Here is a 25,761-nt window from a genome sequence, read left to right as displayed (position 1 = left end):
TTGGGTGATAAAAAAAAGCGAGTCCGCCGAACTGCCGCTGATAGCTGGCTGTTCGTGATATCGGCCTGGGGCGGGCGGCTATCAATTATCGCGCTTTTACTCTACGCGCCGTGGTATTTTGGCATGGTAACTTGGTCGCAGCAGTTACTGCTGGCACCATGGCTGACCGTCATCGCAATTTGCACCTGGATTTGCGTGATGGTTAAACCGGAGGTTGCCCGACGTGCCAATTCCCCATTTCTGTTTTGCCTGTGCGCGCTGTTGTTGTTGGCTTTGGCTCAGTTAATGCCGCTGCCCAACTGGTTGCACTCAGCCGTTGCCCCCACCGCCGCCTTTGAGCGCCAGGTGATCGCGCAGGCTGCTGAGTACCTGGCTGTCGAAGTGTCCGATCCACAATTGCTAGAAGCGGCCTCCCAAACCGGGCCGGCAGATACGGCGATCAGTATTCATCCCGTTCAGACGAGGGCCAGCTTAGTTGGATTTTCGGCCGCGGTGCTGATGTTTTTATGCTCGGGAGTATTGTTCAATGACAAATCAAGCCGGCGCGTGCTGTTGTACTCGTTGGCCAGCATTACGACGATGATAGCGTTGTTGGGGGTGTTGCAAGCGATCTCTTGGAGTCAATGGACGTTGCTTGATATGCCCGGAGGCAGCTATTTTGCCACATTCGTATCCCGCAATTCGGCTCCTCAATACCTATCGGTTGGCATCGGCTGTACCATCGCGCTGCTGATGGCGTCGGTAAAGCACAAACGTCGCCGCGAAGAGCATGTTCAGCGCTATCGCGCTACAAATCTGGCGGGCCGTATCCGGCACTCGTTGGAGGATTCGATGCGAGATATCGACGCGCTGACGGTAATACTGACGGTGGCCTTGATCGTGTTGTTGGGTGGGGTAGTTGGGGCAGCCAGCCGTGGTGGGTTTGTGGCGCTGCTGTTTGCGCTATCAATCACCTTGCTGCTTGCGCTGGGGCGCCATCGAAGTTTACTAGTCGCCGGGATACTGGCATGTTGCGTCATCGCGGTATTGTCATTGATCTTTCTTGAGTCGTTTGAGTTGGACCAAGAGATTGCCAGACGCCTTGAGGATCAGAAGTTGTCCTCCCCCAAGCGGCTCGAGTTCTGGAAGCTAGCGCTCAATCAATCCCAGTATTGGTTGACGGGAAGTGGTCTAGGCAGCTTCCACTTTGCCATCATGCCCGGAAATACCCAGCAGCCCTATTGGATTTATCATGCCGAGAATATCTTTGTCGAAGTATTTTCGGAACTGGGTTTTTTGGGAATCCTAGCAACGATGGTGGGGCTGCTGTGGTTGGCTCGCCAACTCATGTTTCGTTCCGAGTTTCGCGCGATCAGTTTTTGGCCAGCGACGCTGTATGCTGTGTCGGCTATTGCCGTGCAGAGTCTCGTCGATTTTAGCCTGATCATTCCGGCAATCTTTCTGACGGTCGCTGCGCTGGTAGGGGTGTTTGTCGGCGAGTCGCGGCAACGCTTAGCGCTGACGCGGCCATCGCGGCCAGGCGGTCAGAGTCGTCTGTGGCTGACCGGTCTGTTAGCCGGATTGGTTGCTTTGATGTGGCAAGGATGGAAGCCACTCACTGGGTTTGCTCAGTCGGAGCCCTTAGAAATGCAATGGTCGTCGATTGACTCAACGCAGTTAGATACTGCCTACAGCCAATCGTCGAGTTTGGATGCTGGTCATCCTGAAGTTGTGTTGCAATTGTCGCGGTTGAAAGTGGCTGCCACCGAGGCTTACCTCAAACAATCTACTCTCTGGCCGGATTCAATTGCCCCCGACCAACGCAATCAGCTTAGTCGGCAAGAGTTTGTGACTGCCGTGCTGCGGACGAAGCAGCCAAACTTTCTGCCTGAACTGGCTGGACAGTGGACAGACAATCCAGGGTTGGCTGAGTCTGTTTCTGCCAGTCGAGCCGGCTTTGAGCTGGCGTCGCGGCATTGCGTGTTCGATTGGCGTGGGCATTGGGGGATCTTTCAGTCGACAATTCAGGTTGATCCCGTTAAGCATGCGTTGACCTGCGCTCGACTAAAGCTCCTGACACATTCTATACCCCGGATGCAGCAGGCGGTGGGGACCTGTAGCTTGATTGCCGGTGATCGGTTGATGGGTTTAGACTTTTGGCGTTCAACACTTTTTTACCACCCTGATCAGGCGCATCGCTCGGCCGCACTATTGGATGGCTTGATCGACGCCACTGAACTGATGTCGATTTTGCCCGCTTCGCAATTGGCCCGAGCTGCCTTAATCCGCGTTCTCCAGGATAAGCCTAATGAATCGCAGGTTGCTCTTGAGATGCTGGGTAAGCTGGACATTGCGGTTCTCAAGGATGAATTGAGAACTGACTTAGACTGGGAGCTAATGGCTTGGGTAGCCCAGCAGCTTGAAGACGAACACGGCTATATTGCAGCCCTGGAAAAGGTTGCGGCCCTGCGTCCGTTGGACAAATACGTCCGCTTTAGACTGGCCAAGGCGCTCCAGGCCCAGGGCGACATAGAAGAAGCGATCCGGCAAATGGAGCAGGCCAGCCGTCGTTCTTCGCTCAGCGTGACCGAACAGCTCTATTTGCAGCAGCTTCGGACCCTCAATGCCGCGTCACCCCCCTAACGGTCAATAAGAATTTATCGGTTGATGCGACTATACCTAGTGGCTGGCGGCATATCTACGACAATTTCCTGGGTAACCACATCCCCAAAATGCACCACTTGCCTATACTTAGTGGAAACGTCATTTTCCCTCCACCGGAGACGAACAGCCTATGTCCCAAATCATGGAATCAATGCTCAACCGAGGCCTCACCTCAGCCGCCCCTGAGGTAGTTGCCGCACCACAGCAGCAGAATATGGACTTAGTCCGGGTGCTGTGGCGCTGGAAGTGGTTGCCGATTCTGGGTGCTTTAATTGGTGCCGGTGTGGGATACATGTTCTACACCAAAGTACCCGAGAAATTTCAGTCCTTTGCGATGGTGCAGGTGGTTTCTGCAATACCCGCCGGACGCGGGTTCGAACTCTACGATCACGAAAAAGTAGCTGCGTACAAGAGTCGACATGACGAATCACGCGTCATTAAGAGCCAGAAAGTGTTGGGAATGGCCGTCAAGAACGGCAACTTGGCCAAGCACTTTCCGGGGATGACGGAGAACCAAATCGTCTTCGAACTGATGGACCAGCGTCGGGGTGTTGAAGTCAGCCCGGCTGAGAAATCGGACAAAGTTGTAACCGACCAGTTGGTCATCGCATACGTGTCGCGTGATCCGGATGTGGCTCAAGCCGTCGTCAATGCTGTGGTGGCCGGATATCAGGCGTTCCTGTCTGAAGAATTTAAGACGGTGGACGACGAGGTACTCAAGTTCTTCACCCGCATGGAATCTAAGCTCCGCGAAGAGAACGTTGAGCTAGACGCGCGTTATGCGAAATTCAAGCAAGAAGCTATGAGCCGGGACATCCTGTGGCACATTGACAGTCCAGTGGATCCGTTCTTTGAGAGCTATCGAAAGAAGGAAAATGAACTCGATCAGATCATCAGTGAACGCATTACCCTAAAGAGCGAACTGGAAGTCGTCGAGTCGCTGATGAAGAGCGAAACCGCTCGACCTCACGACATTCTGATGATGCTTAACGATCGATCGGATTTGGTCAAGTCGACCTTCTGGCGGCAAATCTTTGAGGATCCATCGTTCAAAGGTGGCGATCTTGAGTCGGTCAAAATGGAGCGAGCACTGGCAGATTTATTAGCAGAAGAAGAGTACCAGATCAGCAGCGGTAACGGGCCCAGCCATCCGATGGTCAAGAGGGTGAGAGCCCAAATCCAAGCTACGGAAGCCAAGATTGCCAAGGCTAAAGAGGCCGAGCGAGATGCTCAAGTCAAGGCGTTGCAAGCGCGTCTCAAGACTAGACAAGCTATGGATGGAAAGAAGGGCGCAGATGAGGAGGCTGTTGGCGCTGAGGTTGACGCTGAAGCGGTTGCGGCTGAAGCAGATGCGGCAAATAAGTCGGCTGAAATGCTGCTGGCCGAAAGTGAATCCTCGGACATGGCGCAAACCAATCAGTTTTTGGAAATGACCATCAATGCCTTGCAGGCCAGGTACCGAGCGCTGGCGACGCGCGAGGCGGAGGTTCGTGCGATGGCGGAGGCAGATCGTAAGAAGTCGATTGAACTAACCGGCTTCATGGAAGAACACCTCCGATTGAGGGAGAGAATTGGTGATATCAAGCAGCTCTATTCTCAAATTAGCGACAAACTCAAAGCAGTTGAGTTGGCACCGTCCAACGTTAACCAAAAGATCTTGAAAGAACTCAATCCAGCCTCGGGCGGCCTGTTCTATGGTCCGTACCCTGCCCCGTACACTTTAGGTGGTGCCGCTGTTGGCATTCTGCTTATGTCTGGCTTGGCGATCCTTATGGATTTGGCTGACCGATCTTACCGCAGTCCTGACGAAATTGTGTCGGACCTGGGCAAGCCCGTACTGGGACACATCCCGGCTATGGATTTGGCGAACATCAAAAAAGTTATCGACTCGGTCGATCCATCGATTATCACCTTGCACCATAGTCGGGGCAGGATTTCCGAAGCGTTTCGGTCGGTGCGAACTGGGTTGTTCTTTAGCAGTCGCGGTAGTGAGCTGAAAGTCGTGCAGATTACCAGCCCTGTACCCGGCGACGGCAAGTCAACGCTGTCGTCGAATCTTGCTGTGGCCATGGCGCAGTCTGGTCGTCGCGTATTATTGATTGACGCCGACTTCCGTCGTCCTCGTTTGCAAAAGTTGTTTGGCTTCGACGCCGATGTGGGCATGGCTCAATTGGTCGCTGGCCAATGCGAACTGGATGATGCAATTTACACAAGCTGTGTCGCCAACCTGTCGATTATGCCTGGTGGCAAGCGGCCGAATAATCCGGCTGAGTTGCTCAGCAGCAGCCGCTTCGCTGAACTGATTGAGATCGTTCGCGAGAAGTACGACATTATTATTATCGATACCCCGCCACTGCTGGCTGTATCCGATCCGAGCGTAGTGGCGTCAGTGGTTGATGGTGTCGTCTTGACCATGCGTTTGCGACGCAATGTCAAGCCATTGGCGACGCGAGCCTTCCGCGTGCTCGAATCGGTCGATGCTCAGATTCTAGGGGTGGTCGTAAACGGCGTTAGTACCGAAGCTGCTTACGGTGGCTACGGCTACAATTACAGTTACAACGATTACCGTTACTCTTACCGCAGTAGTTACGGTTATGGGTATGGCAAATATGGCAAATACGGCTATGGCAAGTATGGCAAGTACACTTCCTACACCACCGGCTACATCGAAGACAAGCAATCCGAAGCTGCAGAAGTGACTGGTCCCAAGAGCAACGATGCCAATACTCAGTCGTGAGCCTAATCTGCATCCGGGTTCGTTATTCGAAACTCCGCAGGCCACCGATGGCCAGTGGTGGGCAATGTACACATTGCCCAGGCAGGAAAAGAAGCTCATGCGGCGTTTGTTTGACGAGGACGTGCCGTATTACTCGCCAATCATCAAACGTCGATACCGCTCTGCAGGTGGCCGGTTGCGAACAACATTTACGCCCCTGTTTGGCAGTTACGTATTTGTGTGTGGCGGCGAAACCGAGCGTTATCAAGCCGTCAGCACGGGCTGCGTAAGTCGGTGGTTGCCGGTCGGGGATACGATGCAGTTTGTCGCTGACCTCCGGCAACTCCAGCAGTTGATCGTCGATGATTTTCCGCTCTCTCCCGAGCGGCGACTAGAGCCCGGTCAGCGCGTACGCATTCGCAATGGAGCCTTTGCGGGCTACGAAGGCGTCATTTTGCGTCGTGAACGCGAAGTACGTCTCCAGGTTGCGGTGCGATTCATGGATCAAGGCGTGTCCGTCTTACTGGATGATTGTCAGGCTGACCCGATCTAGAGTTCGTAAGGTCGGATCTATCCAATCTGCCCCCCCAAAGGTAGTTTGTAATGCATCACTTGAATTGACGGTAACGGTCTGATTGGTTCAGCCCCCTTAAAGTTGTCGCAGTCTACTTAAATTGAATAATTAATGGTCTCCGAACGCTACTCATTTTCTATACTTTAACCAGTTAGCCTACAACCGTTCACGCCAATAGAAGGCCGTTCGCATGTCGCAACTTATGGATGTTTCGCCAAATCGCGGTTTAGTCACTGCCGGACTTCCGGAGATGGCCTCGCCGCGCCAACAGCAAGGAATCGACTTAGTTCGCATTCTGTGGCGCTGGAAATGGTTGCCGATGCTCGGTGCCCTGATTGGTGCCGGAGCCGGGTTCATGTACTTCACCAAATTGCCCAGCAGGTATTTGTCCTTTGCTCTGGTGCAAGTGGTTTCGGCGATGCCTACTTCGGTTAATTCGGTGGTCTACGACCCAGAAAAGATCGCTTATTTCACCAATCGTAAAGATGAGTCACGGGCGATTAAGAGCCAGGCGGTGTTAACGTTGGCAGTCAAGGTTGGCAAGCTCGAAAAGCATTTTCCGGACATGACGCCGGCGAACATCGTGTCCCTGTTGGCCGATGAGAAAAGAGGCGTGGATGTGCAGCCTGCTGAGAAGGCTGAGCGGCTGACTACGGAGCAGCTGTTCATCTCCTATCGGAGCACAGATCCCAGTGTGTCTTTTGCCGTTGTAGACGCGGTGGTCAAAGGCTACCAAGCATTTCTGGCCGAAGAGTACAAGACTGTCGACACGGAAGTTTTGAAGTTCTTTGCCAACACCGAAAAGCGTCTGGCCAAAGTGTACCAAGACTTGTACGAGCAGCTACAAAAGTTTCGGGAGGAAGCGCCGAATGTTTTGTGGACCGGTGAGGATGCTGTAGATCCATTTGCCGAGAGCTACATGAGGCTCAAAGTCCAACTGGAGGATGCTCGCATCAATCTGGCTCGGCTCAAGAGTAGCCTGCAGCAAATCGTCGAAGCACAAAAGCAAAATCGACGTCCCGAAGAGATATTAGTGATGCTTCAGGAGGGCATGAACTATGTCCAGAGCACCTATGTCCGACAATTGAATGAGCCGCACGTTACGCATGTCGCCGAATCGGAGAAAATAGAACGATCGTTTTTGATTCCCTTGCGAGCCAAAGAGCAGCAACTCTTAACCAGCTATGGTCCGGCCCACCCCTCGGTGCAAACGGTACGCCGCGAAATTGAAGTTATCACCGAACAAATCGCGGCCGTGCGCAAGATCGAAGACTTGGACAAGGCTGCCAAGGAAAAATTGTTGTCCAAGTCGGATGCTTATTCGGCTGTGACGCTGCCCAATGCGCAGCGTCCAACGTCCTTGGTTTCATCCGATCCACCGGCTGAAACCGAGGAGCGGTCGGAATCTGCATTGCAATCTCTGGTCAGTGCTCAGCTAGTAGAGATGTATGCCAACGCGTTTCGTGAGCAGTACAAATCTCTTGATCGACACCAGGCAGATTTAGAGGCAATGGCCAATGAAGAACTCAAGAAGTCTCAGGAACTGCAGAGCTTTCTCTCCCGCAATCGGCTGCTCAAAGATCAACTGGCATCCGTCAAGGTCATGTTAGGTTCATTTAGCGAGAAGGTTCGTGCAGTTGAGCTGACTCCCACTAATGCAAATCAGCGTATCCTCAAAGAGCTAAACCCTGCCAGTATCGGCATGCCTGACGGGCCCTATCCCATTGTTTACATTGGAGGGGGCGCGGTATTTGGCCTGCTCTTGATGTGCGGACTGTCCATCCTGATGGATCTGGCCGACAGGTCTTATCGCAGTCCAGATGAAATTGTGTCCGACATGGGTAGACCCATTCTGGGGCACATTCCGGCGATAGAGTTGGACAAGATCAAGAAAGTCGTCCAAGATGTCGATGCGTCGTTGATCACCATTCACCATGGCCGTGGTCGCGTCGCAGAGGCGTTTCGATCCGTCCGCACTAGCCTGTTCTTCAGCAGTCGTGGCAGCGACTTGAAAGTCATCCAGGTCACTAGCCCCGTGCCTGGGGACGGTAAGTCTACCATGTCGGCGAACTTGGCTGTGGCCATGGCCCAATCTGGGCGCAGAGTCGTGTTGGTTGACGCTGACTTGCGTCGCCCTCGCCAACATAAACTCTTCGGAATCCAAGGTAACGTTGGACTGGCCCAAGTGTTGACCGACAAGGCCGATCTAAGTGACGCTACCATCCCTAGTTGTGTCGCCAATTTGTCATTGATTCCTGGAGGAGAACATCCCAGTAACCCATCGGAGCTGCTGAGTAGTGGTCGGTTCGCTGAATTGATTGAAGTGCTGCGAGAAAAGTACGACATCGTTATTTTGGACACTCCACCATTGTTGGCAGTTTCCGATCCCTCGGCCGTGGCTGCCGTGTCCGATGGCGTGATCCTGACCATGCGGTTGCGAAGAAACATCAAGCCGCTCGCCACACGTGCATTGAGCATTTTGGAGTCAGTCGATGCCCATGTACTGGGCATGGTAGTTAATGGCGTCAGCACCGAGGCCGCGTATGGTAGCTACGGTTACAGTTATAGCTACAATGACTACCGCGATTCGTACCGCTACGATAGCCATCGCTACGGCGATGGTCGCTACGGCGAATACAGCATTGGCTATATCGAAGAACAGCAGCGCGTTGACGAACCTACCGAGGCCAGCGGTGCTAAGAATCAATCGTAATCGTGGGGATTATGATTGTTGAGACCTTGGATGATTCGGTGTAACCTGATAGCCTGTGCATTTAGGCCTGCTCACGCTGGCTGTTGTTGGATTACTGTCCCCGACCTCTCAAAAGCGAATCCATGTCCCGCAAAGCTTTGATCCTGGGGATCACCGGACAGGATGGGTCGTATCTGGCAGAATTGCTATTGGATAAAGGCTACCAGGTACATGGCTTGGTACGTCGCAGCAGCAATTTCTCAACGGCGCGCATCGACCATTTGTATCGCGATTCGCATAGCGATCCTCCATTGAAATTGCATTACGGGGATTTGACGGACGGCCAAGCGCTTGCCCAGCTTATACAAGAGATCGCGCCCGACGAGATTTACAATCTAGCGGCGCAGAGTCACGTTAGAGTTTCTTTTGATCTGCCGGTCTATACCCTGATGACCGTCGGCCTGGGAGCACTCAATGTGCTTGAAGCAGCGCGACGGCTGAATGACATCCAGCCGGTGCGTGTCTACCAAGCCTCTTCGTCAGAAATGTTCGGGCGAGCCCTGGAAACACCGCAACGCGAATCGACGCCATTCAATCCGCAGTCCCCCTACGCCTGCTCCAAGGTCTATGCGCATTTTCAGACTCAGAATTATCGCGTTTCCCATGGTTTGTTCGCCTGCTGCGGAATACTTTTCAATCACGAGTCGCCACGGCGTGGCGAAACGTTCGTCACCAGAAAGATCACCCGGGCCGCTACCCGTATCAAGCTAGGGTTGCAGAATAAACTTTACTTGGGCAACCTTGAAGCTCGACGCGATTGGGGATTCGCTAAAGATTATGTCGAGTCGATGTGGCTGATGTTGCAACACGAGCGTCCCGATGATTATGTGATTGCTACCGGGCGTTCGGCGACGATTGCTGAGTTCTTGGAAATGGTTTTCGGCCAGCTCGACTTAGACTGGCGACAATACGTCGAAATTGATCCCTACTACTTTCGACCTTCCGAAGTCGATTGTTTGATCGGCGATGCCTCAAAAGCCCAACAGGTTCTGAATTGGCAACCGCAAACTTCGCTGGAGCAGTTAGCCGAACTGATGACGGCTAGCGATCTCGAGCTGGCGCAGAAGGAACTGTCTAGCGGAGCACTAAGCGAATCTAATCCGTAGCGCTTGTTCGCTATCAATCCGTGCGAACGACAACGTTTGTGCAGCTATCAAGGTTTAACGCATCGTTACACAGCGTTGGCCTGATGAGGTAGCTTTAGTAATTGTGGCCTCCTGAGACCTCAAGTTGACTGCCCGTGGTGTAGGCTTACCACGGACGTAAGGAAACCGGCACGCAGTCTATCTGTGATGCTTGTCAAACTTTAGCGGTCAGGAAGCCCGCACGATGTCTCGGATGGCAGCCCATACTTCAAATCGCAATCAGACAGGCTTGGCCAGCACTGGGTGGCAATTGGCCCTGATGTTGTGCTGCCTGTGTCTCGCCAGCGGCTGCAAGCACTTTAGTCTGCCCGCGATCGATCCGAACGGCTCAAAACTCTTTCTGCCACATCCAAATGCGACGCAATTGACCTTGCCCACGTTGCACCCACGCAATGGCCAACCGGGATTGTTACCATCAGCGGCCTTTCAACCTCCGGCCACGCCGCCTCCCTGTCTGGATGGTCGCTGTGAGCCCACTGGTGTTTGCAATCTGTTTCACCGCAAACATCAGCACCTGCATAAGATTCACGATCACTTTCGCACGCCCGGCAAGGCCGGCGAAATACAGCTTACCCCGCTGCGCGTTATCGCCCCAGTGGGAGGCGAAGTGGTTTTCTTGGCCGGGATTTGTGGTGAAGATGGCTACTTGGTCAAACAACAGCCATTGGAATGGATGTTGTCCCCTGACAGCGTTGGCCAGATTATCCAAGTCAGCGATGATTCGCCAGGCAAACTGAGCGGACTGCTGCATCCGAATCGTCCAAAAGTTGAAAAACTGGGCATCGACTTTGCCCGTGCGCGCACCAGCAGCAAACCGTTGGTCATTGACCGTGGCACACCGGGCTGTGAAGACGACATTCATCTGCGCGATGGTGAGGCTTGGGTCAGTGTCTCATCGCCCACTGCCGGCGTCTCGCGGCTGACTGCATTGGCGCCGGACAGTAACCTGTGGGATCGACGTCGCCAGACCGCAGTTGTGTATTGGCTGGATGCTCAGTATACGCTTCCAGAACCTCAGATGGCTGTGGCAGGTGGTAACGTGCAGCTGTCCACGCGTGTTACCAAATCTGAGGGCTTCGTTCCGGCTACCGGGTGGATCGTACAGTACACCATCGTGGACCCAAATGTAGCCGCATTCGTTAGCCCGACCCTGCCCTCGTCCAATCCCCAGCAAGCTCGGGTGCGCGTCGATGAAAATGGCATGGCTACCGCACATTTGACCGCTCCGCCCAACGGTCGCGGGACGACGCCGGTGATCGTTGAAGTCCTGAGCCCTGAGCAGCCATCGGATCATCTACCCGAGTTGCTCTTTGGGCGCGGAGAAACCCTAGTAACATTTAGCTCTCCAGGGCTAAACCTGCAGGTTTTCGGACCGGAAGCGGCCATGGCCGGTGAGCAACTGACCTATGTCGCCTCCCTAGGAAATCCAGGGGATTTGAACGCCGACAATGCACGATTGGTGCTGAATCTGCCTGCGGGAATGAAGTTGATAGCAGCCACGCCGCAGCCGGCATCACAGACCGGTGCCGGAGCAATCTGGGATCAAGGTGTCTTACCAGCCAATCGACAGTTGGATGTCTCTGTCGTTTTGCAACCCGCGCAAGTCGGCATGTATGAGGTCGTATTTCAGGCAGAGGCTACAGGACTGAGTGAACGCAAATCGGTGCGTACCGAAGTTGCTGAAGCGACCGTTGAAGTTCGATTCGCGCCGGCTGGCGGTGTTTCTCAGGCGGAAGTTGGCAACGTCGTTCAATACGAAGTCGACGTTCGCAATACGGGCCGTCAAACGTTGACCAACCTGAAACTGCTGGTTGAAACCGATCCAGGATTAGTGGAAGCAAATACGGGAAGCAACCGAGTCGATCAGGTGATTGGGGCGCTTTCGCCCGGGCAAGTGCGTTCGCTGGGGATTCCCCTGCAAGTCCGCCAAGAGGGGCAGCAGTCGGCTAAATTGCGAGTGATGACCGCTGGCGATAGCGTGTTGGTCGAACGCGTGGCGTCGATCCTAGGCCAGCCACCACGACCACGTCGTCCTGAAATTGGCGTCGACATTCAGTTTCCTTGGTCTGAGTCGGGAGTGTTGACCGAAATGCGCGTTGGACAAACAGCCTACGCGCAGATCACGCTGCGCAATTCCGGCGAAACCAAATTGTCCGGTATCAAAGTCCTCGTGACCGCCAGCAGTTCTGTTTTAGATTTCATCGGCGTGGACGTGAACAATCAGTCGACCGTCCGTAGCGATGGCGAGGGGCGCTGGTTGTGGAAACCAGCCGACATGCTCCCCGGTCAGGGCAGCGAAGTCATTCGCCAGTTGTGGGTGCAAGTTCGCGCTCGGGCTGGCAGTCCATCAGCACAAATATCGGTTCAAGCTTCCTCGGACGAGGGCGTTGGGGCACAGGCTGTGGGGCAGACGCGCGTCGTCACCGGCGATACCATCAGTCCTCCCGTGCTGCCACCCAGCGGCCAGCCCAACGCTCCCAGCGTGCTGCCTCAAACCCAGGAATCGACCCAATCACCGGCAGCTACGGGTGCTTTGGCGATTAGCATCAATCACTTCAATGATCCTACGCTTGTCGGAAGACAAATCCGCTATGGGCTGCGCGTCGTCAACAACTCCAATAGCCCAAATCACCGTGTGCATGTAGAAATGATGCGACCCGATGGAGCGCGACTGGTGGGCATTACCACTCGCGAGGGCCAAGAATTGCAAGCCAACTTCCGCGATAATCGAGTTCTTCTGCCAATCGTCGAGTACATGCGCCCGGGCGAAGAGCTGAATTACATCATCGTGTTGATCTCAGATATACCGCAACAGATGCAGGTTCTGGCCCGAGTCTACTCGGATACGTTTCAAACGCCTGTGCAGGCTAGTGAAACCAGTACTATAATCAATCCTGGAAGTTGAATTTGGTAGCCGCAGCATCGCCAGTCGCCACGGGACGCTGGTAGCTACGGGTCGCCAGACCGAGGATATTCACTAGTCATTGAACTATACAGCCCAGCCACTCTCTGGCGAGAGTGGCTACCATGCGTGACGCATTCTAGCTCTACTAACACCCGCTGTGTCGAGCTATTTCGGCTGACCAGTACTGGATGAGCGTGGCTTGGTTGGCATTTCGGTCCACCTGTTCAATCATCCGACAGCACAATTGCCAGCAGCTCAGTGCCGCAGCGACTCCACCAGTCCATGTGGACACCGCCCGGTGTACCGAGTCGGCGACTAGCACGTCCCCGGCAATCATCGACTGTGCTACCTTGCCGGCTTGGAAGTGACTCCGCACCAGACCACGATAGAGCTGGCCCGCAAAGTACAGAATCTGTTTGAGTCGATCACGCTTTTGTCGAGCCTCTTTCCCAGCAGCATCGACCATCTCAGTACACGACTTGGCCAGCGCTGCCATGGCCAATGGACGGCAAAGCAACTGTTCGTACAATTCGGCGCGGTACTGACGAAAGTCGGCATCGCACAACTGGCGAGCTATCGAAAGGCTGCCGTCGCTGGCTGCCGCAATGTGTGCCGCCTCTTGTGAGTCACTAACCAGGGACGCCTCAAGCAACAATCGAGCAAGTTGTTCCTCAGGCAGCGGCCGAAACAATACGGCTTGGCAACGTGAGCGAATGGTTGGCAACTGGCGCTGCAGACTTTGGCTGATAAGGATCAAGACAGAGTCGGTCGGAGGCTCTTCCAATGTTTTGAGCAGTGCATTAGCGCCCTCTTCGTTCAACCAGTCGGCGTCGTCCACAATTGCGATTTTGCGGCGACCGCTGAAAGGGCGCAGGCTCATATCGTATATCAAGCCCTCACGCATGCGACTTTCCGGCTCGCCTATTAACAGTCTTACCGGTAACTCAGATTTATCTTCCGGCTTGGCCAGTTCGATTAGGTCAGGGTGGGTACTAGCCTCGACTTGGACACACGACTCGCAGCTGCCACAAAAGTCTAGTTCGTCGTGGGCGGTGCGCTGGCAAAGCAGACTTTTGGCCAACAGCCGGGCGAAGGTGCGTTTGCCAATTCCATCCGGACCGACGAACAAGAAACTGGTAGCCAACCGTTGACCAACGTGAGCTTGTCGAAACCACTGATATTGTTGCAGGTGTCCCAGGAGCTGCTGCCACTTCATTTGAGGTGATACTCCTGCAAATTCTCGAGATGCTTACCTGACGGGCTGAAGTCCACTGTGGACGATGCCTGCACACACTCGAATAGTCTTTCGGCTGGGATAGCGCCATTATGGCTCTGTCAGATTCGATCGGCAACGCCTTGGAGCTGGCGGATAGTCAGTTACTCAGGGTTTGGTCGAACGAATCGCCAAATAGACTTGCGGTAGGCCTGCGGTGCGCGCCCAGTCGTAAGCTTCAACCACCACCTGTGCCGGAGTATCCGGGCTGGGGTCGATCACCACTGGCACAGCCACTTGAACCTGAGCAATCTGTAGAAAATGACTGCGCAGGTCAGCGAACTCACGTAGCCTTTGTCCATTGAGCGACACTGTCAACGCCTCCAGTTGCCAATCCAGCTTGACGACGACTTGATGGACGGCTTCCGGTGGAACGTCTGGAGGTGGCATCGAATCTGGTCCCCCAGTGGACTGCATTTGGGAGATGCCACTAGGCAGCAATTGCTCGACTAGCCGAAAGCTACTGGTGGCGAGGAAGAAAATCAGTAGCAAGAAGATGACGTCAATCATTGGAGTCATTGCGATCTCCACAGGACGACGCGAGCGCACGGGTTTGCCGTTGCTCAGGCTGTAACTGGTTTTCATCGCTGACCCTCGCGGTACACGGAAAACACAATGTCGCTGATACCCAGTCGAGCAGCGACCGCCAAGATCGGTTCCAGTCGATGATATGGCACGGATTGATCGGTGCGAATCCGCAGTTGCAACGGTTGGAGGCTATCGGCCATCCGACGTCCGATTGCTGTCTCCAAAGTCAGGGCGTCGATTGGCGCTCCTCCCAACAGCCACGAACCATCTGTAAGAATGTTGATGGTGACAGTATCGCGTCGCGCTAAATCTTGCATTCCACTGGCGGCTGTGGGCAGTGCCAAAGTAATCGAGTTCTCTTGCTTGGCCAAATGACTGGAGACCAAAAAAAAGATAATCAGCAGAAACACCACATCAATCATGGGGGTCATGCTGATCGATGCGGTGCCGGTCGCGATTAACTTGGGGCTACGCACGTAAATCTCTCACGAAACTGATTCGTACGGGGTGTTCGGATATGACGCTTACGACCGAGGTGGCGCGGGCGGCGTTGAACGCTGGACTGGCAATGAGACGCGACGGCGCACGGGCGTGAAAACATGCTGAGCAATAAACGCGATTTCAGCGATTAACTGGTCGATGCGATTGCGAAAAATGGCAAAGGCAGCCATCGCGGGTATGGCCACGACCAGTCCGGCCACCGTGGTGACCAACGCCGAGTAGATGCCTTCGGCCAATTCTGCCGCACCCGCAGTGCCTTGACTGATGGCGACCTGCTGGAACGCGAAGATCATCCCCGTTACGGTACCCAGCAGTCCGCACATCGGTGCCAAGTTGCCAATAACCGCTAGATACTCAATCTTGCGATACATCTTGGCGGCCTGCTCGGCCACGGCATCCTCCATCGACTTTTCCATGGCTTGCCAGCCAAAATCCAATTCTGACAAGCCGTTAGTCAGAACAAAAGTTAGTGGGCTGGGATGTTGGCGACACAGTTGGTCAGCTTCGGTCGCGCGACCTTGTGACAGGAGCGTGCGAATCTGATCAGCGATTCCAGGTGGCAGGACCTCCCGTCGCCGCAGGATCATCATCTGATCAAAAATCAAATAGGCGGTAACCATCGACAGGGCCAGCAGCGTGAGCACGATGATCGTCCCTGTCCAACCACCGCTGAAAACGATATCCCAGAATCCGTCAGTGGCAGGAGTTGTTGCCGAGTTGCTGACGGCATTCAGATCATCGGGCACCTGAGCCTGAGCCGATGACCGTCCCAAGAGTGCACTAGCCGATAGCACTATCGCCCCTTGGAACATCGCGCGGTAGCGCATGGTGTTGTATACAAGCCTCGTGCTGAGATGACGACTATATTCCATTATGATGCCTTCTTGCTAAAGCTCTCTGACCACTGCCTGATCCGCTCCGCTTCGCTGGTACGTTCCGCGCTTTCGAGTATCTTGGCCGCGCGCTCCAATGCTGCCCCGCATCGACTGGGCTGCTCCGCGTGCAATACCGGTATTCTGAGCCACTCACCGAGCGCCAGCTCAACCTGTCCCAAGCGAGTCAGACGATCGGCTAGAAACTCCGTCGGTCCCAGTGCCAGCGGAAGCAAAAGTCGATCACGATCGACAAACCACTGTTCTAAACTCGCCATCGTGTCGGGCGGCGGAACCAGTCGCCACGACTGGATGGTTGCCAATTTGGCGATGACCCCACGAGCAGAGGACTGCAGTTTTTTTAGTGCTTCCTGGGCGGCTTGTGACTGGGGACCTAAGGCCAACCAGCTAGCGCCCATCAATTGAGCCGCAGGCACCTCCGATTTCAGCCACTCTTGAGCAGCTTGATTTACATTACGATCAATGTCGGTAACTTGCCAGCACAATGGCATTACTGCATACAGCATGTCGGGAGCCGAGTCGGCCAAGGTCAAAAAGTGCTTTCCGGCAGCCGCTGGTCCGCCGACAGTGTGCATGGCTTGTACGACTTTGCCCAACAATATCAACTGTTGCCAGTCGGGTACGTTGTTCAGATCAGCGACGCGAAGCGCCGCAATGAATTCCGGATATTGTTGCTGATCAAAACGCTCAACAGCCTGTGCGATAGCTGGATCGCTCCAAAATGCATCTACACGCTGAACAAGTTGACTGGGGAACGTGCGCCGCTTGACCTGTTGCGAATCAGAATCGTCGCCGACCTCAATCACAAGGTCAGTCGCATTGAATTGTACGATCCGACCAGACATCATCTGCGATGAAGGCGCAGACCACAATGCATCTGAGGCCGACTTCGGAATGTGCGCTGCGATGGTTACGCGATCTAAGGTTGCATCTGAGGTTGCATGTGCGCTTGAGGGCGAGCTATCGACCACTGCCGCCAGACGTTGCGTAACCCGAGAACTTTCAGCGCTGCGCGGATCAATTTCGGTAGCTTGAGCCCGAACGCCCGAGCTGGGCCAGATTGCCAGCACGATCGTCAGCGGTAAAAGGTTCAATAGGTGATGCAACATATTGTGTCGCAGTTAGTCCAGCGAAATCCTAGTAATCAACGTACTTCGACTATCTTTGTCGCTAATGGCCGCAAGTTGACTTTCCAGGTCGCGGTGCGGACATAACCAGAATTTTTCTGGGGAAGCTTGCCATCGAGCGCTTTGGCAATTCAGGTTAGACGTTAGTTTACGTGAAAAATTGCTAATCACCTAGCTGGTTCGCGGCTGTGCATCATCGTTGTTTGTCAAAAGTTGGCTCTGGGAAACTGGGCAGAATCGCTGAAGGGATTCCCAGCCTACTCACTCCGCAAACTTTCAAGAACAGGCCACTGCAGGGCGCGCCGAACGGCGATGGTGGCGGTGGCAAATCCGCAGGCTAGAACGGCTAGCAACATGAGCAGCGGTGACAGCGTGCTTAACTGTGTTTCATGACCGATGACGTAGGGCACGACTGCCATTGCAGAACATACACCACCCAGCAGTAGTCCAGCGCCAAGCAAAATACTAGTTTCCAAAGTCAACAATCCTCCGATGCGACTATTGGAAAAGCCGATAGCTTGCAGTACCGCTAACTCGCGCCGACGTTCGACAACGCTACGTATTTGCACTGCGATGAGGCCGAATGTTCCTAATAGCAGACCCAAAGCGCCTAATGACTGGAAGGCGGAAATATAAGTGTTCTGAACGCCGAGCAAGCGACGCAAGACCTCCTGGCTGGTGGTGACATCCATGCCGGCATCACTCCAACCGCTCTCCAGCGCCGCCGCGACTCGCTGGGAGCGGCTGGGGTCAGAACTGCGTACCAGGAAAAATCGATAGCCATTGACTTTCGGAAACAGCAGCTCGAAATTGCGTTCCGAGATGATCAGTTTGCCTTGCAAAATGCTGTTGGATAACAGTCCTACGACGCGCATGTGAATCCGCTTGCCTTCGATTTCCAATTCGATGGGGGCGCCCAAGTTTCCGCCTTGCTTCAGACTCCACTGTGCAGTGTTCTGATCTAAAATAACGGGAATTGGGCTGTCCTGTGAACCGCTGGCCGGCGACTGAAGTACAGTCCACGGTGAATCAGGCTGCGACGTGGCTGCCCACGAAAATCGAAATTGTGAAGTCAAATCGCTGAGCTTTTGCAGCTTTTGAGAGAGCCCCAAAATGGTAGGCTGGTTGACTTGAAAGAGGTTTGTGCAACTGGCGTCATCTCCTTCCCGCATGCGCAGCGGTAAGATTGTGCTACCCAAAAGCGGCTCGGCGGCAGGCCCAATAGTTTCGTTTCGTGCCGCTGGAGATCCCAGGTTTTCGTAAATTGGCTGAGTGCTCATGCCAATCAGATCGAAACCGCCACTGCCCGCTTGATGTGGGCTGACTTGAAAGATGCTGATCGACAGTATTAGAAAACTGGCTACAGCCAGCAGGCCAACACTTAACCAACTGCGCAATGGGTTGCGGGCGATAGTGCGCACCGCCAACGATAAAAGAGTGGGGCGAGCGGCTGGAGTAGAGTTCGCATATCGACTCAGCCATTGACGGAAGAATAGAAGCCCTGCCACCAACAACAGCACTCCGCTACCCAAAAAATACCCAGCACGCACCATGCCCGGTTGGTTTGTTGCCATCGTCGGCAATAGCAGCCCGGCTAGCAGACAAACCACAGCCATGAACCAAGCAGTTGGCTTGATTGACTCGCTTCGCACCGAAGCTGTTTGTCCTGCGTCGCCACGCAGCAGTCGTAAAGGGTGGATGCGCATCATGGTTCGCGTGGTTCCGGCTATGGCCAGCAGGCTAACGATACCACCCACAACTGTGCCAATCCAAAGGCTAGTGGGACGAAAACTAAACTCCAAGAAATTGACGGATATCGCACCAATCCACCAACTTGTCAGCGCAGCCAGAATTAATCTTGCGTAACCAATTCCAAGTGCAATGCCAAGTCCGCAGCCCAATCCAATGACGATCGCCATTTCCAAGAGAATCATGCGACCTAGCTGCCGTGGTTGATAGCCTTGCGACAGGAATAACCCCAGTTGGGAAGTGCGCTGCTGAATGCCCAGTCGGAACAACAGCGCGATCAACATCACCGCCGAGGCAATGACGAAACTACTGAGCGACAGGAACAGTGCGTCGAACGGAGTGGTTCCCGATGCCGATCGTAACTGTTCATTGCGAATGGGGCGAAAAACTAACCCGCAGTCTTGTCGCACCTCTAGTAGTCCGTCTTCGATCGTGCGAACCAACTGTGCCTGATCCGGGAAACGGCCAGCGGGAATCGAAATCGCGGTCGTCGATCCAAACCGGCTACGAAACAGTCGTTCGGCTACAGAGTGTGGCAAGATGACCTTGGGGGTCAGTCGATGATTTTCCCAATAGCGATCATCAGCTGGTTGAATTAAGCCACGGTACTCCAACTCAAACGGAACATCCCAGTTGGCGATGGATTCTTGATCGGTGATGCCATCGACGGTAGGTGTTAGATCGGGATCATTAAAACGCGTCGGAGGAGTGGAAAAAGCTGCCGGGCGATTTCGGGCGTAGGGTTTGTCAGGCTCTGTCAGCGGTACAATGCCAGCGACCATCAGTCGTGCTTGAGACTGCTTCAGGTCACCGTCGACAGTTTCTGGCTCGTAGAACTGCAACTGAATCCAGTCACCAGGTTTGACTTCCAACTGCTCGGCTAACCACGAATTGACCCAACAACCAACGGAGCGCATGCGCCCGATTTCTGGTGCACGATATTGATCTAGATTCCACTCTCCCTCATAGGGCAACCCCATCACGATGGAATAGGGAACGGGTCGACTCACGATTGGTAGCAGTGGTTGCGGCTCGATGCGACCCACCGGCCTTTGCCGACGTGTCCAACTTGTTTCGTAAAGTGATTGATTGCGAAAGTACTGATCTTCTTGCTCAGAATCGGGTTCAATCTTGCCGATCACATTCGCCAGATAAGCCGACGACGGCGAGCATTGGTTTTCACCCACAGCCTGAATGATGGCGCGTGTGAGTTGGTCGCTGATGATAAGTTGCTTATGAGATAATTGATAATAGTCGAACAGCGTCGTGATCGGACCTGCGGAAGATTCCCCACGTGCAGCATCTGGGAACTGCCGTCGATGGCGGCGAAGTTGTAAGCCCAGGTCTTCTAGCTTGGGGCGCAGTTGGTCGCTGATTCGATCAGCGTACTCGACATCCATCGGCCGTGGATGATCACTGGGGTGAGTGGAGAAAACCAATGCAGCATTGACTTGAGTCCCCACCTTCAACAGACTTTGCACTCCGGACAGCGAAGCAAAGACGTTTAATGTTGCTTCTTGGCTGGCTTGCAAACGCAGCCCACCGATCGACTGGTCACTGATGATGCCAATGATTTTCTGCCTTGGTAGGCCGACTGACGTTTGATCTCGGCGCCCAAGCGGGTTGTCTGCGGGCACACCACCGGTCTGACTGAGTCGTAGTGTAATCAAGTCACCAACGCCAACGTTCAACTCTCGTGACAACGACGCGTTGACGTAGATTTCATCTTCCGCAGGCGGACGAGCGAACTCGGATCGGTCTTCAGCATCCAGAAGTTCTAAGAAACGATCGTCAATTGCCAACAATTGCACTCGCGACGCGCGGAGCGTCGTGGTCGTGCGTTGCTCGGCCGTGGGTTGAACCGCCGCTGCTGTCTGAGTCGATAGCTGGTCGCTGGCTAGGGTGGGCTTTGATTCCGCCGAGCAATTGCTCAGTAGCACGATGGGGGCTAACGCCAGATGTGGATTGACGACTGCGGGATCGACGTTCAATAGCGTTTGACGCTCCACAAACTGATGGGCGACGAGCAGCATTTCCAGATTGGCCAGTCGTTCCAGAACCAGCCGGCGCAGACTGTTGCGGACGCTGTCCCCCACCAACAGAGCGCCGACAATCACCGCGGTCGCTACAGCGACTCCCAGGCCGACCGCCGAATGGGATCGGCGGAAATAGGCCAAAGAACGTAGGACAACGGTCATTCGGCTAGGTGACGACACTCGCGGCCTCCACGTGTCAACATTCGATCAAGCGACCCGACTCGATTCGCATCCGTCGAGCTGCACGAGCGGCCAATTCGGGGCTGTGGGTAACGACGATTAACATGGCTCCCTGCTGTTTTGGCAAATCAAACAGCACATCAGCCACACTGCGGCTGGATCGCGTGTCGAGGTTGCCCGTAGGCTCATCGGCAAGTATCAACGGCGGACGATGCAACAGGGCCCTGGCTACTGCGGCGCGTTGACGCTCCCCACCGCTTATTTCACTAGGGACATGACCGCTGCGCTCGCTGAGCCCGACCGCTGCCATCAATTCGTGGGCACGCTGGGCTACCGCGTGACTTGCTCGGCCATGCGCTAATGCGGGCAGCAAAACGTTCTCAAGCACCGTCAATTGAGGCAGCAGATGGTGGTCCTGGAATACGAAACCTACGCTACGGTTGCGATATTCGGCTTGCCCAGCGGCAGTCAGTGCAAAGGGGTTGACTCCCTCCAATTCGATATGGCCCGATGTCGGCGAGTCTAACGCGCCTAGAATGTGTAGCAAAGTCGATTTACCACAGCCGCTTGGGCCTACGATGGACAGGATGTCTCCGGGCTGCATTTGAAACTGTACTCCGGTCAAAATCTTAAGAGTCTCGGCGGCGGTCCGAAACTCCTTGTACAGCTCGCAGACTTTCAATCCAATTGGGGACTCGGCCATCAAAATCTCAGTCGTATCGCTTATCAGTTCTCGTGAAATCCTGCCTGCAGGGCCATGGGGGCTGTTGGCCCTGCAGAGCACATTAATACCTTAGGATTCCAGCGACGGCTAGGCCCTGCGCTGGTTCCAGGCTGGTTGCACACAGCTTTGCAGAGCGAGATGGGAAGTGTCGTGCGAGCAGATGAGCGACTAGGCGTATTGTACGTCTGCTACCTTGAAGAGAGTTTCGACTCTACGAAATCCCAGTCGTTCGTAGAGCCGAATAGCGTCCGTATTCTGTACCGTGACCTCCAGATGCACCGACCGGCAGCCGGCTTGCCGAAAGCCTCTGAGCGCAGCGTCTATCAATACGCTGCCAAGGCCTCGATCTCGAAATTCGGGATGAACACCCACGTTTTGAATGGCGCCTTCGCGTTGACCGGTTCGTAGTCCCTGGATCGTACCCACGGGCTGAATGTGATTGGGCAACTCAGATTTTTGACAGACTAGCCAGGTGGCCGTGGGCACAAAGTCTTTGCGGGCGGCGATCTCGCGCATCAACTGTCGGCAACCCTCCAGTTGTCCCAGGCACGGGAAGACATGCGCGTCGATTTCTTCCCGAAAGCTCTGGTACTTCACGTCGGCGTGGTGAGACAGCAGGCGTATCGACCAGGGCAGCAACTGAAAGCCGACTGGCAACGAGGTTTGCCCGCGATTCCGGTCCAGCCGCAGCTCCATTTTGTAGCGTTTGAAGTAGGTAACCGCCACGACGCACCACAGTCAAAAAAATGAAAGTCGCTTTGCCTTGCGAAAACGACGTCACACAACTCCCTTCAACTCTACACTCAGTTCCGGTGACGGTCAATTTTGGGGGCCACCACGCTGACGGACCGATTCGTACAGAGTGACCGCTGCACTGATGGAGAGGTTCAAACTGTCGGCCCGATCACTCATTGGAATCCGAAAATCCGTTACAAGTTCGCGCTGCCAGTCCGGGCCGAGTCCTTGAGATTCGTTGCCCAGAACGATCGCACCGCCGCGTGATAAATCCAACTGCCAGAGGTCGACGTGAGACTGGACTCGAGCCGCAAACACAGGCAGCTCGATCGAAGCGGCCAGCATCAGAAACTGCTCGCAGGTGGCTTGTGCCAGCGGCGTACGAAACATGGTGCCACGGCTAGCGCGAATCGCGTTGGCATTAAACGGATCGCAGATCGGGTCTGTCAGGACCACCGCGTCCACTCCGCAGGCCGCAGCGGATCGCATGCAGGCTCCCAAATTGCCCGGTTTTTCGGTACGATCCAGCACCAGTATCAGGCTATGTTGCTGGAGACTCAGTCGATCCAGTAACAGTTCCGGCTCCTGGGCGACGGCGATGGGACGCCCGTCGGCTTGTCCATAGCTCAGCTTATCCATCAGCGGTCGCGACAAGGTGTGAATCTGGACGGCGCTGCTGTCGCCAAGTAGCGGCGCGAGCGAATCGTCTAATTGTTGATCGCCATCGACGAGCAGGTGCAGCAATTGGATGCCACCTCGGTGGGCACGAGCAATTTCCGCCGTGCCGTCAATCAGAAACTGCCCGGCCTTGCGACGCTGTCGGTTGAGCCGAAGCCGTAAGCAGTATCGAAAAAACGGATTATGCGAGCTCGTGATGGCAACTTGCTGAGTCATTGAAAAACCGGTCGCGGGATTTTCGCACCGAATGGATTAACCAGCGTGTAGGACTTAAAATCGCGCCCATCAATGGGGCCAAACGAAGTAACTCAATTGCTGTTATGGTAGTCGGCGTGGGAACTCGATCAATGGACCACAGCCCCACACGTAACTGGAACCAATCAACATGCAGCATGTCCCAGAGGAATCAAACCCCTATCTTTACCAAGAAGTCATGTCGGCATCGCCGCTACGACTGCGTTGGATGCTGATCCAACGGGCTGAGGAGTTGTGTGGGTTGGTACGACAGTTATGGGACGGCCAAGAGCAGGCTCAAGGCGACGGATGGCTGCTGCGTATTCGAGATATCTTGGGAGAGCTGCTGGGCGGAGTCTGCGATAGCGCTAACCCGGTCAGCCGTCCGGTGGCGGATTTCTACGTTTACCTTATCAAACTCATCACGGAAATTGAATCCGATCGCGATCGGACAAAACTGCAGACGCTGCAGGAGCTGCTGCATTTAGAAAACGAGACTTGGGAACAGGTGGTCCGGAATTCGATGTTGGCCGAGGGTCGGGCCGACATCCGTGAAGGCAATCCTCAAGGCTCAGCCCGTAGAGCGCCGATTGTGGCTCCGGAATGGGGTACCAGCGAGCTGGCTGGCGGCTTTAGCCTTGAGATTTAAGGCTTTCAGGACAGGTTCCCACGCTGCTAACGTTGTTCTTTGTAAGTCGTCCAAGACACATAGCCCAGTCCCGCCGCCGCAATCATAAAGATAATGTCCATTACCAGGGTCGCCATCATCAGCGGTGCCAGATCGCTGCCGATCAAGCCAAGCACTATGTCCAGTAGAAAAATCAGGAAGACCAAGCTAGAGAAAACTAGCCCGATCAAACATAGTGCTTTCGGCATTAGCCAGTCTCAAAGGGTTATGTCAGACGAGTTCGGACGATAGGTTATCGGGTGGCGCGAGACCGAAATGACAAGCCATTCTGGCACTCCCCGTGAGGCTGTGTAGCCTGCCCGCTTGCATCGCAATCCGGGCGGAGAAATTCATTCGTTGGGACCACAGGCATGGGGGTAGTATAATCCAAAGCGCCCAACTGTCATCTAGCTCTCCCAGTCGCCCAAATTTACTACTTCCGGAAAGTGGAACGGTTGTAAGGACGGTACCATTCGTAGCGTCCCAGCGCCTCTTCTAAGACAAAAACGCAATGGATGCCAGCACTGTTCGATCCAAACTACGCCTGGAAATGCCGGTAGCCCGGGAACTGGCCTACTATGACCATGCCGCAGTTTCACCGTTGCCTCAGCGGGCTGGCCAGGCGATAGTCAGGTTTGCCGAACAGGCTGTAGGATCGGGGGATACGTGTTGGCTGCAGTGGGCAGCAGGTGTCGAAACCACCCGTCAGGCTGCTGCCCGTTTAATCGGTGCCGATACCAGTGAAATCGCGCTGCTTCCTAATACGACGACATCGATTAGCGTGATTGCCGAGGGATTTCCGTGGCAGCCTGGCGACAATGTGGTGGTGCCCGACAACGAATTCCCATCGAATCTACTGCCCTGGCTAAATCTGGCGCGTCGCGGCGTCCAGGTGCGGACCGTAGCCGTGCCTGCAGGTGGCCAGCTGCTGCCGCAGGACATAGACCAGTGCATCGACCAGCGGACGCGGATCGTCGCTTTGTCCTGGATCGGTTTCGCCAGTGGATTTCGTTGCGACTTGCAACAAATTGCCGAGCTGGTTCAGCAACGAGGCTGCCTGCTGATGCTGGATGCCATCCAAGGGTTAGGAGCGTTTTCAGTGGACGTCAGCCACACGCCAATCGACTTTCTGGCGGCCGACGGTCACAAGTGGCTGCTTGGTCCAGAGGGTGCCGGCATGTTGTACGTCCGGAGTCGGCATTTGGATATGCTTCAGCCGCTGGGAGTCGGGTGGAATAGCTTGGCAAGCGGAACCTTTGACCCTCGATCGCGTGAACTAAAAGCAACCGCCGAACGTTACGAAGGTGGATCGGCAAGCATGGTCGGCATGTTGGCTTTTGGAAGCAGCTTAGAACTGCTGTTGGAGCTCGACTGCAATGCGCCCAGCAGCCCAGTGGCCCAGGCGATCTTGGAAAACGTCGATCAGCTTGTAGAGGCTCTGCGTTCCGACGACTTCCAGGTCGAAGTGCCTGAATCACAGCAGCATCGCAGCGGCATTCTGGGGGTTCGTTGGTTGGAAGCCGAACGAATTGGCGAAGCACATTACCTGCGCGCGCGCAAGTATCTTTTGACACGCGGCATCGCCACCAGCGTGCGCGGAGGACGACTTCGATTGTCAACTCACGCCTACAACAACTCGGAGGACTGTCAGCGGCTGGTGGAAGCTTTAGCCGATTTTCGCCAGAGCCAATAGGTCACGCA

At 54.7% G+C, this 25,761-nt stretch carries 18 protein-coding genes; 8 read left to right on the top strand and 10 right to left on the bottom strand.

The genetic code is table 11. The annotated features are described in order from the left end of the window. From KF752_20075 to KF752_20050, 6 genes are all read left to right on the top strand, one after another. Nucleotides 1–2,622, top strand: coding sequence for an O-antigen ligase family protein (locus KF752_20075; protein ID MBX3423861.1), 2,622 nt, complete (start codon nt 1–3; stop codon nt 2,620–2,622). 151 nt (nt 2,623–2,773) lie between these two features. Continuing rightward, nucleotides 2,774–5,380 carry a polysaccharide biosynthesis tyrosine autokinase gene (locus tag KF752_20070; GenBank protein MBX3423860.1) on the top strand — a complete coding sequence of 869 codons (2,607 nt, stop codon included), beginning with the start codon at nt 2,774–2,776 and terminating at the stop codon, nt 5,378–5,380. Then, nucleotides 5,361–5,912, top strand: a complete 552-nt coding sequence (locus KF752_20065) for a UpxY family transcription antiterminator (protein MBX3423859.1) — start codon at nt 5,361–5,363, stop codon at nt 5,910–5,912. The genes KF752_20070 and KF752_20065 overlap by 20 nt, the downstream gene beginning before the upstream one ends. 211 nt (nt 5,913–6,123) lie before the next feature. Then, complete coding sequence (locus tag KF752_20060; GenBank protein MBX3423858.1) at nt 6,124–8,646, top strand: polysaccharide biosynthesis tyrosine autokinase; 2,523 nt, start codon at nt 6,124–6,126, stop codon at nt 8,644–8,646. A gap of 122 nt (nt 8,647–8,768) precedes the next feature. Then, nucleotides 8,769–9,791: a GDP-mannose 4,6-dehydratase gene (gene gmd, locus KF752_20055; GenBank protein MBX3423857.1), complete on the top strand. Its 1,023-nt coding sequence runs from the start codon at nt 8,769–8,771 to the stop codon at nt 9,789–9,791. Between the two features lie 223 nt (nt 9,792–10,014). Beyond that, nucleotides 10,015–12,735, top strand: coding sequence for a hypothetical protein (locus KF752_20050; GenBank protein ID MBX3423856.1), 2,721 nt, complete (start codon nt 10,015–10,017; stop codon nt 12,733–12,735). A 145-nt stretch (nt 12,736–12,880) separates the two neighbouring features. Here the strand turns inward: KF752_20050 and KF752_20045 are convergent, their stop codons facing one another. The 9 genes from KF752_20045 to KF752_20005 form a co-directional block, all read right to left on the bottom strand. Then, nucleotides 12,881–13,951: an AAA family ATPase gene (locus KF752_20045; GenBank protein ID MBX3423855.1), complete on the bottom strand. Its 1,071-nt coding sequence runs from the start codon at nt 13,949–13,951 to the stop codon at nt 12,881–12,883. Nucleotides 13,952–14,116: 165 nt separating this feature from the next. Continuing rightward, entirely contained in the window at nt 14,117–14,593 is a 477-nt protein-coding gene (locus KF752_20040; GenBank protein ID MBX3423854.1) for a biopolymer transporter ExbD, read from the bottom strand. Continuing rightward, entirely contained in the window at nt 14,590–14,967 is a 378-nt protein-coding gene (locus tag KF752_20035) for a biopolymer transporter ExbD (protein MBX3423853.1), read from the bottom strand. Before KF752_20035 ends, KF752_20040 begins: the two co-directional genes overlap by 4 nt. Nucleotides 14,968–15,060: 93 nt before the next feature. Next, entirely contained in the window at nt 15,061–15,864 is an 804-nt protein-coding gene (locus KF752_20030; GenBank protein MBX3423852.1) for a MotA/TolQ/ExbB proton channel family protein, read from the bottom strand. Between the two features lie 44 nt (nt 15,865–15,908). Beyond that, nucleotides 15,909–17,039, bottom strand: coding sequence for a hypothetical protein (locus KF752_20025; GenBank protein MBX3423851.1), 1,131 nt, complete (start codon nt 17,037–17,039; stop codon nt 15,909–15,911). 275 nt (nt 17,040–17,314) lie between these two features. Continuing rightward, the gene (locus tag KF752_20020) at nt 17,315–21,022 is read right to left on the bottom strand and encodes an ABC transporter permease (protein MBX3423850.1); all 3,708 of its coding nucleotides are present in this window, start codon (nt 21,020–21,022) and stop codon (nt 17,315–17,317) included. A gap of 16 nt (nt 21,023–21,038) precedes the next feature. Beyond that, the gene (locus KF752_20015) at nt 21,039–21,725 is read right to left on the bottom strand and encodes an ABC transporter ATP-binding protein (GenBank protein MBX3423849.1); all 687 of its coding nucleotides are present in this window, start codon (nt 21,723–21,725) and stop codon (nt 21,039–21,041) included. Between the two features lie 189 nt (nt 21,726–21,914). Next, nucleotides 21,915–22,472, bottom strand: a complete 558-nt coding sequence (locus tag KF752_20010) for a GNAT family N-acetyltransferase (GenBank protein ID MBX3423848.1) — start codon at nt 22,470–22,472, stop codon at nt 21,915–21,917. A 93-nt stretch (nt 22,473–22,565) separates the two neighbouring features. Further along, nucleotides 22,566–23,375: a hypothetical protein gene (locus tag KF752_20005; GenBank protein MBX3423847.1), complete on the bottom strand. Its 810-nt coding sequence runs from the start codon at nt 23,373–23,375 to the stop codon at nt 22,566–22,568. A gap of 169 nt (nt 23,376–23,544) precedes the next feature. Here KF752_20005 and KF752_20000 point away from each other — a divergent pair, with 169 nt between their 5' ends. After that, entirely contained in the window at nt 23,545–24,042 is a 498-nt protein-coding gene (locus KF752_20000) for a flagellar protein FliS (GenBank protein ID MBX3423846.1), read from the top strand. Between the two features lie 26 nt (nt 24,043–24,068). Here the strand turns inward: KF752_20000 and KF752_19995 are convergent, their stop codons facing one another. Then, complete coding sequence (locus KF752_19995; GenBank protein ID MBX3423845.1) at nt 24,069–24,269, bottom strand: hypothetical protein; 201 nt, start codon at nt 24,267–24,269, stop codon at nt 24,069–24,071. Nucleotides 24,270–24,571: 302 nt separating this feature from the next. Between KF752_19995 and KF752_19990 the strand changes: the two genes are divergently transcribed. Next, the gene (locus KF752_19990; protein ID MBX3423844.1) at nt 24,572–25,753 is read left to right on the top strand and encodes an aminotransferase class V-fold PLP-dependent enzyme; all 1,182 of its coding nucleotides are present in this window, start codon (nt 24,572–24,574) and stop codon (nt 25,751–25,753) included. Nucleotides 25,754–25,761 lie beyond the last annotated feature (8 nt).

The sequence above is a fragment of the Pirellulaceae bacterium genome (genome assembly GCA_019636385.1).
In the GTDB taxonomy this organism is placed as follows: Bacteria; Planctomycetota; Planctomycetia; order Pirellulales; family Pirellulaceae; genus Aureliella.
The sequence above is the reverse complement of the archived record's forward strand: the minus strand, read 5'-3'. Positions and strand labels throughout refer to the sequence as shown.